Annotated in this window: 11 protein-coding genes; all 11 read right to left on the bottom strand. The window is 59.6% G+C overall.

The features are described from left to right. Positions 1-53 precede the first annotated feature (53 nt). Positions 54-2294, bottom strand: a complete 2241-nt coding sequence (locus BV034_RS05855; protein ID WP_050025067.1) for a DNA/RNA non-specific endonuclease — start codon at positions 2292-2294, stop codon at positions 54-56. 99 nt (positions 2295-2393) lie between these two features. Next, the gene (locus BV034_RS05850) at positions 2394-3458 is read right to left on the bottom strand and encodes a lipase family protein (RefSeq protein WP_081887601.1); all 1065 of its coding nucleotides are present in this window, start codon (positions 3456-3458) and stop codon (positions 2394-2396) included. A gap of 1428 nt (positions 3459-4886) precedes the next feature. Beyond that, on the bottom strand, positions 4887-5201 hold the full coding sequence (locus BV034_RS05840; RefSeq protein WP_265592682.1) for a hypothetical protein: 315 nt from the start codon (positions 5199-5201) through the stop codon (positions 4887-4889). Positions 5202-5227: 26 nt separating this feature from the next. Further along, positions 5228-5410 (bottom strand): hypothetical protein, encoded by a 183-nt coding sequence (locus tag BV034_RS05835; RefSeq protein WP_265592681.1) that lies wholly within the window; start codon positions 5408-5410, stop codon positions 5228-5230. Between the two features lie 94 nt (positions 5411-5504). Then, a complete protein-coding gene (locus BV034_RS05830) occupies positions 5505-7157 on the bottom strand; it encodes a hypothetical protein (RefSeq protein WP_265592680.1) in 1653 nt (550 codons plus the stop codon). A 15-nt stretch (positions 7158-7172) separates the two neighbouring features. After that, positions 7173-7637: a protein-export chaperone SecB gene (locus BV034_RS34490; RefSeq protein ID WP_081887600.1), complete on the bottom strand. Its 465-nt coding sequence runs from the start codon at positions 7635-7637 to the stop codon at positions 7173-7175. Beyond that, positions 7634-8164 carry a type II toxin-antitoxin system MqsA family antitoxin gene (locus BV034_RS05820; protein ID WP_050025055.1) on the bottom strand — a complete coding sequence of 177 codons (531 nt, stop codon included), beginning with the start codon at positions 8162-8164 and terminating at the stop codon, positions 7634-7636. Before BV034_RS05820 ends, BV034_RS34490 begins: the two co-directional genes overlap by 4 nt. Then, the gene (locus tag BV034_RS05815; RefSeq protein WP_050025053.1) at positions 8164-8553 is read right to left on the bottom strand and encodes a hypothetical protein; all 390 of its coding nucleotides are present in this window, start codon (positions 8551-8553) and stop codon (positions 8164-8166) included. Before BV034_RS05815 ends, BV034_RS05820 begins: the two co-directional genes overlap by 1 nt. Positions 8554-8972: 419 nt before the next feature. Continuing rightward, positions 8973-10418, bottom strand: a complete 1446-nt coding sequence (locus BV034_RS05810) for a DUF1080 domain-containing protein (RefSeq protein WP_050025051.1) — start codon at positions 10416-10418, stop codon at positions 8973-8975. 148 nt (positions 10419-10566) lie between these two features. Then, a complete protein-coding gene (locus BV034_RS05805; protein ID WP_050025050.1) occupies positions 10567-11850 on the bottom strand; it encodes a M14-type cytosolic carboxypeptidase in 1284 nt (427 codons plus the stop codon). A 215-nt stretch (positions 11851-12065) separates the two neighbouring features. Then, on the bottom strand, positions 12066-13286 hold the full coding sequence (locus tag BV034_RS05800; RefSeq protein WP_265592679.1) for a prolyl oligopeptidase family serine peptidase: 1221 nt from the start codon (positions 13284-13286) through the stop codon (positions 12066-12068). Positions 13287-14185 lie beyond the last annotated feature (899 nt).

The following is a 14185-nucleotide window of genomic DNA, read 5'->3' as shown; positions in this document are numbered from 1 at the left end:
ATCACTGAATTACTGAATTACTGAATTACTGAATTACCGGACTACCGAGTCGCCTAGGTCTCAAACGCATCCCGCTTCTTGCACCAGTCCAGCTTCACCAGGCCATAGAGATAGTCCTCGATCAGCTCAATCGGCACTTGGAAGCGTTTCCAGTCCTCCTCCACCACAAACTCCTCGAACTTCTCCGTCAGCGGCACCTTCTTGAGGTCCTGATCCAGGATGAATCCATAGGCCAGAGCGTCTGCATCCTTCCGCGCCACCACGATCTTCCAGAAGCGTTGCGGGATCTGCACCTTTGTCGGGCCAGTCTCCGTGAGGCCCGTGAAAAAGCGGTCCTGAGGATCCAGGATCGGGCCGGAAAAGATGATCACCTTCTCCGCCTTCGTCTCCCGCTCGATCATGGATTCCAGCTCCCCCCAGTTGTAGTCACCATGAGATGCTTGGTTGTACTCCTTCACTTGGGGCGAGCAGTTCGTGGTCAGGTAGGTGTCCCCGTTGGCGATCTGCATGTCCTCGAAGTCCTTCCCCCATGCCACATCATCCCGGCGCACCAGATGCCCCTTGTCGAAGGCCTTGTTGTCCTTTGTAAAGAAGACGTCCGGGAGCTGCTCCGTTTCCTTGATCCGGTCGTCCGTCACCCATTGCTCAGACACCCCCTCAGCAAGGCCCGTCAGCTCCTTACGCGTCGGCTTCTTGCCATTCACCAGCCGGCTCGCCTTGCGCCAGTCCACATTGGCTGCGGTGAAGAGCGCCAGGCGACGCTTCTTGTGCATGAACACTGAAAAGTGGTGATACTTTAGCTCCGCAGAACCACTCTCGGGCACCACCACCGCCTTCTCGCCTTTGGCTGTGAGCACAGGCAGCGGGACATCGCCATCAGTCAGGTTCAGGAAATCAGCCTTGTAGCCCTCCCGGGTGTCCAGCCCGTCGTACATGATGGGGATCTGGAAAGACTCCAGCGCCGTCACCACCTCTTCACCGGCATCCCCAGGCAGAGGTATGGGCGTCCCTCCAGACCCGGCCTCTACTACAGGAGGCATCCCCCCTCCGCCCACCCGAACAGAGATCGTCAGCGGGATCGTCCACGTCGCCGTGTCCCCACCCAGGCTGGCCGCGGGCACACTGCCACCACCGCCGCCCCCTCCGGGCCCGCCCCCCGGCACCGACGCTGGCACCGGCCGCGGCCGCGGTTTCCCTCCCGAACCCTTGAACGCCCCGGCAAACTCCCATAGCGGCTCCCACTCATTTTGGGTCGATACCACACCGGAAAACTGCACCCCTGCATCCCACACCCGCTGATCCCGCGCCAGCTCAAACGTCGGCACAGAGTAGTTCGCCCGCAAAGTGATCCCCGCAAAGTGCAGCCCCACGACATGCCCTGTGAGCGCCTCGAATATCGCCGAGCCCGAGTTCCCCGCCAGCGTAGAGGCATCATGCTCCATCGCCGACACCGCGTTGGCAAAACTCTCAATGATCGACCTCTTCTTCACCCGGCCCGGAGCCATCCGCTTCACGCCAAAGACGTCCCCATACAGCTCCGCCTCCAGCGCCACCGCCTCCGGCCGCCTGTCATTTCCTCGCCCCGGATAGCCCATCACCGCAATGTCCCGCCCCAGCAGATCGTCCGGCGCCTTGGTCGAAAGCGTGAGCGCCTTCATGCCCACCGGCATGCCATCCATCTGCAGCAGCGCCATGTCCCAGTAGGGATGCACCATCTTCACCCCCGTCAGCCGCAGCGTTCCCGCCAGATTGAATTTGTCGAACCCAGCCTCCCGGCCAAAGTCGATCGCCCCCGTCCGTCCCGGCACAAAGGCCAGCCTGCTCCCGCTGCCCACCCCGGTCACAAAGAGCTGCGCCACATGCCGGTTGGTCATCAACAGCCCCTCCCCCACCACAAAGCCAGAGCCCAGATGCACCGTGGTCCTCCCCCCGGGAGAGATCAGCTCCACCCGTCCCACGCTGGGAATCGCCCCCTCCAGGTAGTGGCGGATCTCCCCCACATTGAAGTGCGTCCATGGTGCTGGTAGATCCTCGAACTCCCCGTTTTTGATGAATGCCACCGGGCGCCCGAATTTCTCAATGATCGCCTCCAGCGCCGTCACCTTACCCTCTGTAGCCCGGGTGGGATCTGCCGCCTCCGCCAGATTCGCCAGCTCTGCGTCCAGCACCGGCAGACCAGAGGCAGCCTCTCGGATCTCACTGCCGCCTCCGCCGCTGAGGACGTTGCTGCCAAACAGATGCCCCAGGCTCTCCCTGACGCTCTCCAGACGCTTGGAAAAATCGGTATCAGACATGACGATGGATTCGGTTAAAGAGTGGCTGATGAAACTTCAGTTCAATGGCGAAAAGTCGTTCAGAAGGGCAGCCCATCCGGCCCGCCCCGCCAGTAAGGTTCACACCCTCGCTTGGCGCGAAATCTTGGCGATATAGCGGTCCATGGAGTGATCCGCCACACTGGGGAAGAAACCCTCCACCCCGGCACCCGCCAGAGGCGACGGCGCGGACTCCAGATTGCTCATTCTCAGGCTGGATGAGCCCCACTGCGCCCGCTCCTGCAGGAGCTGGGCCCTCAACTGGTGGAACTCCGTCTCAGTCAGCATGGGAGACTCCTCCAGGCAGGCCTCCTCCTCCAGCCCCACCCCTTCCATCGCCTCAGTGATCAGGGAGGCTTCCAGATCCCCATCCTCGTCGAAGTGGTACAGCTTGCCCGCGTGACCAAAATTGGGCGGCACCATCGGCACGATATCGTCGTCATTCACAAAGCGGCAGAGGCTCGCGCCGTACTTTCTCGCCAGGAACTTGGGGAAAGCCCCCCGGCCCGTGCGTGGCTGGCCAAAGGTGTGCACCCACTTCACCGGTCGCTTCCCCTGCCACTCCGCCGCCGCGATCGCAGCCAGCGCCCCGCCCAGGCTGTGCCCCGTGATCAGCACCGGCAGCCCGGCATGCTTGTCCAAGTGCGCCTCCAGCTTCCCCTGCACCACCTGAAACGCGCCCAAGAACCCCCGGTGCACCTCGCCGTACGTCTTCGTCGTCGCCAGCATGTTCAGGTTCCCAAACCAGTCGCCGAAGCTCTCCGTTCCCCGGAAGGAAACGATCACGCAGTCCGGCGCCACCGCCACAAAGCACTGAGTGCCATCTTCATCGAAAAATTCCGGCTCCGGCAGATTCCAGATGTCCTGCACCACCCATTTCACGTCCTCCTTCCGCCCGTAGGCCACCTTGCTCGCCAGCGCCAGCGAGAGCGCCGTGCGCCAGTGGAACTCGCCGCGCGTCAGCGTGGCCGTGCTGAACTTGTGCAGATCCGGCGTATCCTCCAGCACCGTCGCCTTCTCCTGCACAACAGGGCGACCTCCGCTGCCAGCCGGCAGAAATGTCGGCGCAGGCGCCGCCGTAGTCAGCACCGGCACCCCGAGCGTGACGCTGATATGTAGTGGGACAACGAATTCTTGCGTACTCATGAGGCTCAGGACGTGACTGAAGAAGATTCACCCTGCCAGCACCCGCCCAACGCAGAGCCCCGGCATCGGACCGCACTCTACCCACCTGCTCCACTATCGCGCAAGCAAAAATATTTAACCGTGACGATAGTGCCACACATCCGGCCACCAACACCGGGCTTCCCGCAGCTCCCGCCCCATGCTTCGCTGAAAGAGGCACCACCCAGATATCCTTTGGCTCATAGCATTTTCACCTTGCTTTATAGTTCTTTCCTTATCCCTTCCGGGCACACAGGAACCTCCCATCAAGAAGGGCTGTTGGGCGGATTGCGCCGCATGTGCACCAACCGGAAGAGTGCTGCATACATTTCCATGGCGTGCACATTCCACACGTCCCCGTGATCCTTGATGATCTCCGGCAGGCATCGGAGAGTCCAGTGGGCCGTCCGCGCTTTACGCAGCTCATAAGGATCCTCCGCACTCCATTCCTCGCCATCAGACGGGTCGTGGGTGATCTCCCAAGCCTGCGCCCCCCACCATCACTCCCGGAGGTCAAAAAGTGAAGCGCATCTTTTGGGGACACGTCCATATTGAGGTTATCGTCAAACACAAGGTCCGGGTCAGACACAGCCCCCTCGGGCTTGCTCCGTTTCACCACCCAGTGGTTGAGCAGCAGGGGATTATGTCCGGCTGTACGCGAGTAGAAATAGCCCTGCCACAACGGTTCTCCATCTGTCACCGGCTTATCGTAGCGCCTCTGCATGCAACGGGAGAAACCGGCCAGCAGATTCCCCACCGGGTGGATTTTCCCCGTGGCGTCATCGTGCGTGGAAGTCACACTCACAATGACGGGCACGTCCTTGTGAGGAGCATTCATCCCTGAGAGTCCACTGCGGCACATGCGCAGAAAGTCATCCAGCATCTTCGCATGGAGGGATGGACAGGCGGAGTTCACAATGAACATCAGGTCAAACGACATGTTGATCCGCCCCTCCACAACAACCTTGTTCGCAGCAGCCTTTTCAGGCGCAACCGCTTCTGTGGAAGACTGCGGAGGGCCCGATGTTGGAACGCTTGCTTGCCCTATTTCCTCATCCCCAAACCACTCCAGTTCCGAGCTGAGCATGGCCACGCAAGCCTGACCCAGGCAGCGCTCCAGCATGAGCGCACCGAAGGAGTGCCCAATAACAACCACCCCATTCTCAGAGGCACGCCCCCACCCGTTTTGCCACATTCGCACACGCAAAGACGGCCCTCGCCATCGGCACCCCACACCCCCTTCCCGCGAACCCATCCTCAATCACTCTGCCCCCACCGGCCCACCGCTCCGCGGCAGAATTCACCAACCCACCCCACCATGGGCTGCTCTCGCAACGCCCCCTTCACCCGCGGCTACGCACCGCCAACCATCCGGGTTCATGACATAACTCCACCATTCATTCCTAAATCCTAAATCTTCAAATACGGCCGTAACGCCTCAAACCGGAAATCAATCTCCGCCACCTCGTCCGGCCTCAGCTTCAGCTCCGCGAACACCGGCTTCGCAGGAATCACCTTCTGGCCGCCCTTTTCCGTCACATAGTCACGGGAGATCATGTTCTTGAACACCCCGCGTTTCATCCACAGATGGAGCTGGAACCCGCGCAAGTCCCCGCCGGGCAGGTGCGTGCCCACGTTGAAGAGCAGCAACAGCTTCGCGTAGGCATCTCGAACCACATCCGGATCCGCCCCGCTCTCCATCAGCTCCCAGATCCGCGTCAGCACATCTGCATACACCGCGCGCTCCGTGATCAGCCCTCCGTGCCCAGGTGGGATTCATAGAGCAAGCCATGCGCCCCGCGGGCGCGGAACACACGGCGGATCACCGGGCGCGCTGCGCACAGCTCCCGCGTGCGACCGATCACCGGCGGAGCCTCTTCCTTGATATAACCGAACTGCGGGAACTCCTTCGCCAGCTCGACCATGAACGGCACGGATTCCACCCGCCACGACACAAGCTGATGCCCCAGCACCTATTCCTCTGAGGAAACCCGCCTTCTGTAAGTTCTTTGTGAGAAGGGAGCTTCCCTATGTTCTGGTATTCTCCTGGTGTTGCCCAATGAATCCAATAACGACTTTTTGAGATTCATCAACCCACGCAAAAGCAACACGAATCGTATCCTCAGGCCTCCTGGAGCGGTCAGCACCACCCTTTAGGTGTTCGGGAATCCAGATTTTACCATTCAGAGCGGAGGGCCAAGGACAACGGTACCAAGGTTCGCAGGCCTTCATCGTAGCTTCTTTCTGGTGTGCCGAGTAGTGCCAACCTGGAATGGCGGCAGCGAGGTTGGCATCCAAATCTTGGCAGGATACCTTTTTCGATCGGGAATCGAAGTAGGTAGTCGCAAGCCAGTTCAAAGCACGCTCAACTTCCTCTGGCGCATGAAAGGGGGAGTCTCGGTGTTCAGAGCGATTGTTGAAGCAGAAGGCTAGGCGCTCACTGTGAATTCGTTCAGCGTTTTCAACTGCCTCGCAAACGGACATTGCGGGCAGGTCTGGCATCTCTACTTCCATTGCGTCAACCGGTTGACGACGCTCCTGCTCCAACGCGAATCGATAACTCTCCGCTATCGAGCGCTGTTGCTCCACCTCCTCCGATTGCGCGGCAAGTTGCTCTTTCAACGCGCGAATCTCCTGAGCCAGGCTGGAGTTATCTGCTTCGAGAAGTTCAGCCCATTCATTCTTCTTACCCGAGGCTTGAGCTTCCGTCAGAGCGCGCTCCTTCGCCTCCGCGATAGCCCGTTTGCGCTTCAGATCCAAGAGGTCGTCCCAAGTCAGAAAGTTTGCCGGCAATTTGAACGCCGAAATACTGGCAATCGCTTCCAATAATTGGAGACCAACCTCTTGGGTGCTCATTTGCCCGTATTGCGCAATTCGCTGGGGAGTCCAAAGGGGGTGTCGAAATCCGGGATCCGACAACTTTAGGCCTGGCCAGTACAAGCGGACAGCGCCACCATAGCAATTGAGATGCTGCGGCAGTCGATCCGCAAGATTCCACGAAACAGTGCTATTGCGAGCGAGAACGACATGAGCGAGTCCCGCAAGGTGATTGGCCACCTTCATTGCGTCCACGAGGGGTAGATTAGTCTCATTGATCGCTGAAAAAAAGATAATCGGCAGGGTGCGTCTTTCCGATGTCAGCGCCCCGAGAAAGATCTCTCTATCCGTATTCGACTCTGACAAGTCTAGGGGCTTTGTGAGAAGCGGAAATACGCTCCTACCGTCCATAACGCTTGTTCCTCCAATTTCATCCAGCACGTCGGCAACAATGCGTGGGCGACTTGGCCGTCTACGAATGGGCACAAAAACCTGCCCCCTGTCACCAACAAGGCTGGAGCACGTAAAGAACGGAAGTTCTCCTGTTTTTGAACTTACAGTGATCTCTGTTGCCCAGACGAGATGCGAGTATTCTGCATCTGGATGAATTAGACGAAAACCCCATGCTTGCTGACGTTCCGAATCGACGCGAAGGGCTTGAATATTCCATCCCGGAGCAATTTCTTGGGACTCAATTGTGCTAGCGGAGCAAGGAATTCCCTCCTGCCACACACACCCAATACGCTCAAGCCGTTTCGAATCAAACACCCATCGATAGACAAGGTCTGCCACCCTGTCCATGAGTTCGGATTGATGTATTTTGTCCGAATTAAGGGTAAATGCAGAACGATAGATGGCTCTCATACCTTGGCACCGAGATCACTTGGCGGATTTAACACGTTTGCGCGCTGGCGCGAGTCTCTCCGTTGTAGGCGGTGGCGTGAAGAACGAAGCCGAAGGAACTACTATTGGCCCATAGGGACCTCGAGCGGTAGTGTCGCGGAGAATTTCTCTGGCTGCACCAAATAGCATCGAAGGCCCGTTAACAGCAATTGCGTGCTCAAGTGCATCATCCACGGTTTTTGGAATGGCGCTTACCAGCCCCACCAATTCAACCAGGAGCCGATATGGCACATTTTTTCCTTCCACCGGTTCATGACGCACCGTAAGGCTGACCGCCCATCTTGGTTCAGCGCCATCATCGAGCATCTTGGTCTCGGAAGAAACTTCCAAGTCCGCAGAGTCCAGATCCATCGGCCTCTCTTGATCGAAAGTGGCACAAGCTTCAACATCAAGATGAATAACGTGATATTCAAGAAGCTGAATAGGAGATAGTTTCATCATGACCCAAAGAGCTGCATGTCCAATTTACCCCGCCCAAATGCTGGACAATCGTCCCATGCGTCTTGCGGGGTTGAAGCAATACGAAAATGAGCAAGTGACGATGGCGTAGCAAAAATAATTTCGGCCCAGTCAGTTCGTGGCCGCTGAAGACTGCGCAGTTGGGCGAGCGTCAGCAGACCTTCATCAAGAACACGCAATAGGGTGTTCACCAACTGGGAAGGGTAGCCGCGTCCATTTTCCCAACGCGAAAGCGACTTCTCACCGCAACCCAAGAGTTCGGAAAGTTCGAGTTGAGAAAGTTTCAATCGCTCGCGCAACACACGAATATCGCTCCCCGTTAGAAGCCCAATATATCGGGCCTGGGTTTTCTCCACGAGCTCCAGAGATTCTGGAGCCAAGATTTCGTCACCATCCTCATCAACCCAAACCTGTACTGTGATAGTCGCAACTTTAACCGCGGGCCGTTCCTCGGTAGCAGGAATGTAAATGTTAAAAGGACGCTCTTCAAACTTGCGGGTCGACTTCATTACTTTCGGTTTTTGAGAAACTTCTGAATTGCTTTCTCTAGCTCTCCTTTACGGTCAATGTGCGTAGAGAATATTTTGACTACGAGACTCTTGTTGTCGTTCCGAAGGCCGATCTTCCCATACAACGGAGTAGGAATTTTCAGAGGGTGGGGAAACAAAAACTCCCAAATCTCAGCGGCACCTGACATGCCAAATACCTGTCTCCCCAAAGCATTGGGATCTTGCAAACAAACAACAAGCTGCTCATAGGCTTCATAGGGAAGACCGAACTGCTGCCAGTCACTTTGAGCCTGAACGGTCCATTCAATGGAGGCACGGTCGCCACGCCTTAGAATTCGGATGACCTCGTTTTTCCAAGCTTCGGGGATCAATTGAACTGGGCCTGTCATAGCACAACGGCATGAAAGAAGGTACCAATTGATACCCATTTGTCAATCGCATTTTGCATTTTCATTCTAAAAATATACTCAGCCTCGGAGAAAACCTAGGTCGTTTTTCTATAAATCCTTGAGCAGAAGCCCCTCGCCTAAACGATGGCTGGCGGGAGGATATCCACCTCACCTGTTCTCCGTGAACGGCTTGGTCAGAATGGGAAACACCTCCCGCACCCGCAGGTCCTACCCCGTTGCCACTACCTACACGGGCCGCAGCAGCAGCGGCTGCCGCCCCATTGCAGACCACTCCCGCGAGCGGCCCCCAACTGATGTCGCCGTGTGAGTCGCTCTTCAAAAAGAACTCCCACCCCCACCCCCACCCTCAGGGCCCTTGCGCGTCCCAGAGGCTGAAAACTGAAAACTTGAAACTAAACTCACCCCTTCTTCACCTTGAAACTCCGGAACTCCACCGGATCACTGTGCCCGGCGAACCCGATGTACCCCTTGCGCACGTCCAGGCCCTTCGGCGGCTTCGCCATCTGGCTGCGGTCAAAGGAGTCAATGTCCACATCCAGGATCTTCGTCCCGTTCAGCGTCACCTTGATCTTCTGCCCCTGCACCTCGATCTCCTGGAAGTTCCACTCCCCTGCCGGGCGTAGGTAGCCGTGCTTCGCCCCCGCGCAGAAGTAGAGCGAGCCGTGATACTGCTCCGGCTTCAGCCCCGGCTTGCCCGCCGCGGCCTGCTTCGCGTTGTACCCATCGCTGTCCAGCACCTGGATCTCCAGACCGTCTGCGGCCGAGTGCCCGCCCAGCGGCGTGCGCAGGGCGATGCCGTTGTTTCCTGCAGGCGGCAGCTTGAACTCAATGCGGATCTTCCCGTTCTCAATCTCCTCCTTCGTCAGCAGATCCCCGCCCTTGCCCGGCTTGCACACGATCGCGCCGTTCTTCACCTCATAGCTGTCCACCGCACCCTGCCAGTTGCTCAAGTCCTTGCCATTGATCAATTCCACGAACCCCTCCGCATCCTGCGCGGCCAGCTCCTTGTTCGCCTCATCCGCACCGATCTCGCGCACAAAGACATTGCGCCAGCGGATCTCGCTCCCGTGCGTCTGGAGCTGGATCGGCCCCTTCACCGCGATCGGGTCCGGCATGTACCCGTTCGGCAGCTTCGGCGCCGCCTCCTTCGCCTTGGCGTCCGTCGCTGGCTTGCCATAGGCCAGGAAGCCCGCCTTTTTGTTGGCAAAGAAGTTCTCCAGGGGCGCATTTTTCACCACCACCTCGCCATTGAGCTTCACCGTCACGCGCTCGCCGATCATCTTGATGTGAAACGTGTTCCACTCCCCGAAGGCCTTGTCCATGCGCTTCAGGGGATGCTTGCCCTCCTCTCCCTTGTTATTCCATAGACCGCCTGAGCCCTTGTCCGCGCCCAGCTTGAACTTCGCCTCCTCCGTATAGTCCCAGATCTGCACCTGCGGGATGCCGCGCAAGTAGATGCCGCTGTCCCCCAGCGGCAGCATCTTGTAGTCCACCCACAGCTCGATGTCGCCGTAGTCCTTGTCCGTCGTCAGGTACAGGCCCTTGCCGTCATTGACCAGTTCCCCGTCCAGCACCTTCCAGTGCGCGTTCACGTGGTCCTCACTCGCCTTGCCCTTGGCATCCGTCAGCCCGCCCTCCACCGACTTCTTCTTGTACTCCGCCAGCTCCGCCGCAGACATCGCCTTCAGCTCCGCCGGATCCCGCGTGCCCATGCCGAACCAGCCAGCGAGATCCTTGCCATTAAAAAGCGCCGTAAAACCCGCCGGCGGCACGTTGTGCTGACCAAAGGCAGACCCCGCCGCCAAGGCGAGGAACAGGAACAGGGAGAGAGAAGGTACTTTCACGTGGTTTGTGGAGTGTTGGATTGGTGGAGTACTGGGGTGGTGAAATACGGGAGTGCTGGAGAAATGGAGTGAGGGAGTGTTGGAACGCTGGATGACCGGACTACTGTATTACCGGCTTACTGAATTACCGAATTACTGAGTTACTGAGTTACTGGTTTACCGACACGTACTGGTCAAACGCTTCCGCCAACCCCGCACCAAACGCCAGCCACCCCTTCCCCATCGCCGGCTCCTTGAGCCCCGCGATGTAGTTGCAGTGGAACTCCAGAATCGCCGCGTCGATGCCGAACCGCGTGAACCAGCCTTCGCCCATCGATCCCGGGTTGCGGAAGCTCGGCTTCGAGGAGCCCTCCGTGAACCACGTGTGTGCCCGCAGGCTCTTCTCAAACGCCAGCATGCGCGCCAGATGTTTCTCGCCCTCCGGTCCCTCCGGGCGGCTCAGGTGCAGCAGGCCGTTGCCGTCATTGTGCAGGTCCAGCGCCAGCGTGGGCCGGCGTCCCGCCTGGATCTCCGCGTCCAGCCAGCGCTCCAGCGCCGCGTTCTCCGGCGCCAGTTGCGGATCCGCCGGCTTGTCCCACTCGCGGTTCAGATCCTTTCCGCCCAGGTTAAACCTCGTACCCCCGCGCTCCACGCCGTCCTTGTTCGCCATCGGCAGGATGCACACGCTGTATTGCGCCAGGCACTTCTGTGCCACCGCATCCCCCTTCAGCAGGCGGCGCACCAGCCCCTCCACCACCCAGTTGCCCGCCGGCTCCCAGGGGTGTGCCCGCGCCCTCAGGAAGATATGGCGCGGGGCCGACTCCCGCCCCACGCGAATGATCTCCAGCTCCCGACCCTGCACCGTCTTGCCAATGGAGGTCACCTTCACGAGCGGGTTGGACTTTATTTCCTCGATCAAGCGGTTCAGATCAGACAGCCGGTACGGCTCCGCCCGCGCCACAAAGAGCGAGTCCCCCGGCATCTCCAGCGTCACCCGCACGCGACCGTCCTCCGGCGCCTCCGTGGGCACCGGCGTCCAGTTCCGGCCATCCTGCGACACCACCACCTGCTTGATCTCCTTCCCCACCGAGCCCGGCGTGTTGTTCCACACGTTTTTCAGATTCACGAACTCCAGCGTGATCCGCCGCCCCTTCGGCGCCTGCAGGCGGAAGTGGAAATGCCCCGCCGCCCGGTTCAGCGAGCTGCGCTGGTGGTCATAGTTCAGGTTCACCATCACCGTCCCGTCCTCCGCGAACTCATACCACAGCGGCGACGCATTCTCGAAGCTCGTATCAATGAAATCCACCGCCCCCGGCAGAACCGCTGCTGCAGGTGCCGGCGCAGGCTTCACCGCCGGAGCAGCCTTCGCCGCCTCCGCAGCCACCACCGAGCCAGAATCACGGGCGACCGCGCACAGCGCCGTCAGGAGCATCACAGAAGCAAAGCGGTTCATAGTCTCAAAGAAAACGAAAGATCACCAAAGGCCGACACGGCGCCAAAACTTCAAACTTCAAACTTCAAACTTCAAACTTCAAACTTCAAGCACCAAGCACCAGCGGTCAGGCACTTTCCACTCCGCATTCCAAAAGCATCACTCCCTAGTCCTAATTCATCATTTCCCACTCCATCACACCGGCCCCCGCATTCCTAATTCCTAATTCCTAATTCCTAATTTTTGCCTTCCTTGTCCGCAAAGTCCATGAAACAACCCCAGTCATACTCCGTCAGGTTGTGCTTCCCTGTGCGCAGGTGGTAGCCGATTGACCCGCCCTGCACCGGTGCATCCGGATTGGGAAACGCCTTGCCCGTCAGCCCCTCCAGACCGTAGAGGCCATACACCGGGCTGGCATGCACGCCGGAGAGGAACTCATTCTTCGGATGCGCCCAGTCATCCTCCGTCGCACTCGCGATGTAGAGCAGCCGCGGCGCGATCAGCGCCGCCAGCATGTGCTGGTCCACCGGCAGCTCCTCCTCTCGATCCGCGAAGGTCTTGTAGTTTCCATTAAACCAATGCGGAAACCCGCGGTTGATGTCGCGGATCTTCTCACCCGTCTTGCCGCGTGCCAGCGCCGCCCCGGTGGAGCCCGAGTCATTGCTCACCACCATGGCGAAGCGCTCATCCTCCGCCCCCGCCCACAGGGCCGTCTTGCCCCCGCGCGAGTGCCCCACCACCGCCACGCGTTTGGCATCGATCCCCGCGTCCGTCACCAGATAGTCCAGCGCCCGGCTCGCGCCCCACGCCCAGGCCGCGATCGTCCCCCAGGACTCCGCTGTACGGGGCTCCGTGTCGAACGCTTTGAACACCCCGCTCTTGAACTCATCATGCTTGTCCGGCACCACATCCGCATTGTAAAAAGCCGCGGCCGCATAACCCCGCGCCACGATCTCCTCCGCCGGCCAGAACGGACTCTTCACCGCCCGCGTCGGATCGATGTTCGCCGCCGCCGGGCGGTTGCAGATCAGCAGGAAGCACGGCGCAGGCTTCGTCAGCCCATTGGGGATGAAGAGCACCAGCTTCAGCGCGCCTTCCCCGCCCGGCCCACGCCACGAGATCTTCACCTGCTTGCGCGTCGCCTTGCCCCCCATCGCATCCACTGCGGAGTCGATCACCTCGAACTTCAAGTCCGCCGGCCGCCCCACCGGTGCCCGGCCATAGATGTTCTTGCGGAAGAGCTCCAGCACCTCCGCCCGCCGCGTCTTCTCCCAAGCCTCCTTCGTCGTCACCTTCTCCCCGCCCAGCGTCACCAGCGGATCCGGCAGCTTCAGGTCCACCGCGGCCACCGGCTCCGCCGCAGACAGAGACCCAGCCAGCATCGGCAAAGCACACACCACAGCGAGCGCCGGCAAGTGAAAGCGCCACACAGGAAGCTTGAAGGAAGTCGTAGTCATCGTCGTCATTATCATCACAAAAGTGTCAGAAACCGTCAGAAAGATCGCCCCAACAGAACGAGCAACGCGGGCAGAGAAAAGCGCACGCAGGCCAGTGATTCTTGCCGCCACCGTCGATGAATTTCACAAGTCCCCGTCCCTTACCCCAGACGCCCCCCCCTCCATCACTCCACTCCCGACAGCCGGCAAAGTAGTCATCGGCTTCAGCCGGTTCAGTCGCCCGGCTCCTGATCTGCCCAGTCCCCCTACCCGTGACCAAGAACCATGACCACTCCGCCACCTTCCCCAAGGCACCCACTGCAACACTCCTCGAACCCCCTGCTCCACCACCACCCTGCACCCACTGCCCGTCCCCGGCAGGATGCCGGCAACAGCACGCAGGATGCCTGCGCTCCCCGAGCTTCTCCCTCAAACGACAGCACATCCACGCAATGGGGGAGCGCAGCCGGCCCGACTGCTGTTTCCGGCGGCTCCCCGGGAACTCCGCACCGGAGGGAAAACATGCGCCATCATCTACACGCCGCCTGACCTGAGCTACGGGCGAGCCGCCCTTGCAGCAGGCGGGCCGCCTGCGCTCCCCAAGCTTTCCCTCCACAGTGCTTCAGAGTCACCCGGGGACCGCGCGCTTCCAGCGTGCCGGCTTTCTGCATCTTGCAGAAGCCCTCAGTCAAATCGGGGTGTGTTCGGATACAAAGGGTGATCAAGAATCCCTTCTGCCGGGTCACCGCCAACACCGGTCGTAGTTGACGACGTGAGGAGAACGAACCAACCGCGCGCGTTTTAGGGTGGCCGCCAAGGAACCTGCCCTAGCTCAGTCCGAAGCCAATCCTTCATCGCGAAGTAGAGGGGTTTGAGGGATGCTTCTCGACCGGGATGTTGCTTCAGATGATCTGATCCCC

Source organism: Verrucomicrobium sp. BvORR034 (assembly GCF_000739635.1).
GTDB lineage: Bacteria > Verrucomicrobiota > Verrucomicrobiia > Verrucomicrobiales > Verrucomicrobiaceae > Verrucomicrobium.
The sequence above is the reverse complement of the archived record's forward strand: the minus strand, read 5'-3'. Positions and strand labels throughout refer to the sequence as shown.

What these genes read in the sequence shown, in the direction of transcription:
- BV034_RS05855 (WP_050025067.1), bottom strand. Translation starts at nt 2,294, where the DNA reads ATGTCTGATACCGATTTTTCCAAGCGTCTGGAGAGCGTCAGGGAGAGC.
- BV034_RS05850 (WP_081887601.1), bottom strand. Translation starts at nt 3,458, where the DNA reads ATGAGTACGCAAGAATTCGTTGTCCCACTACATATCAGCGTCACGCTC.
- BV034_RS05830 (WP_265592680.1), bottom strand. Translation starts at nt 7,157, where the DNA reads ATGAGAGCCATCTATCGTTCTGCATTTACCCTTAATTCGGACAAAATA.
- BV034_RS34490 (WP_081887600.1), bottom strand. Translation starts at nt 7,637, where the DNA reads ATGATGAAACTATCTCCTATTCAGCTTCTTGAATATCACGTTATTCAT.
- BV034_RS05820 (WP_050025055.1), bottom strand. Translation starts at nt 8,164, where the DNA reads ATGAAGTCGACCCGCAAGTTTGAAGAGCGTCCTTTTAACATTTACATT.
- BV034_RS05815 (WP_050025053.1), bottom strand. Translation starts at nt 8,553, where the DNA reads ATGACAGGCCCAGTTCAATTGATCCCCGAAGCTTGGAAAAACGAGGTC.
- BV034_RS05805 (WP_050025050.1), bottom strand. Translation starts at nt 11,850, where the DNA reads ATGAACCGCTTTGCTTCTGTGATGCTCCTGACGGCGCTGTGCGCGGTC.
- BV034_RS05800 (WP_265592679.1), bottom strand. Translation starts at nt 13,286, where the DNA reads ATGACTACGACTTCCTTCAAGCTTCCTGTGTGGCGCTTTCACTTGCCG.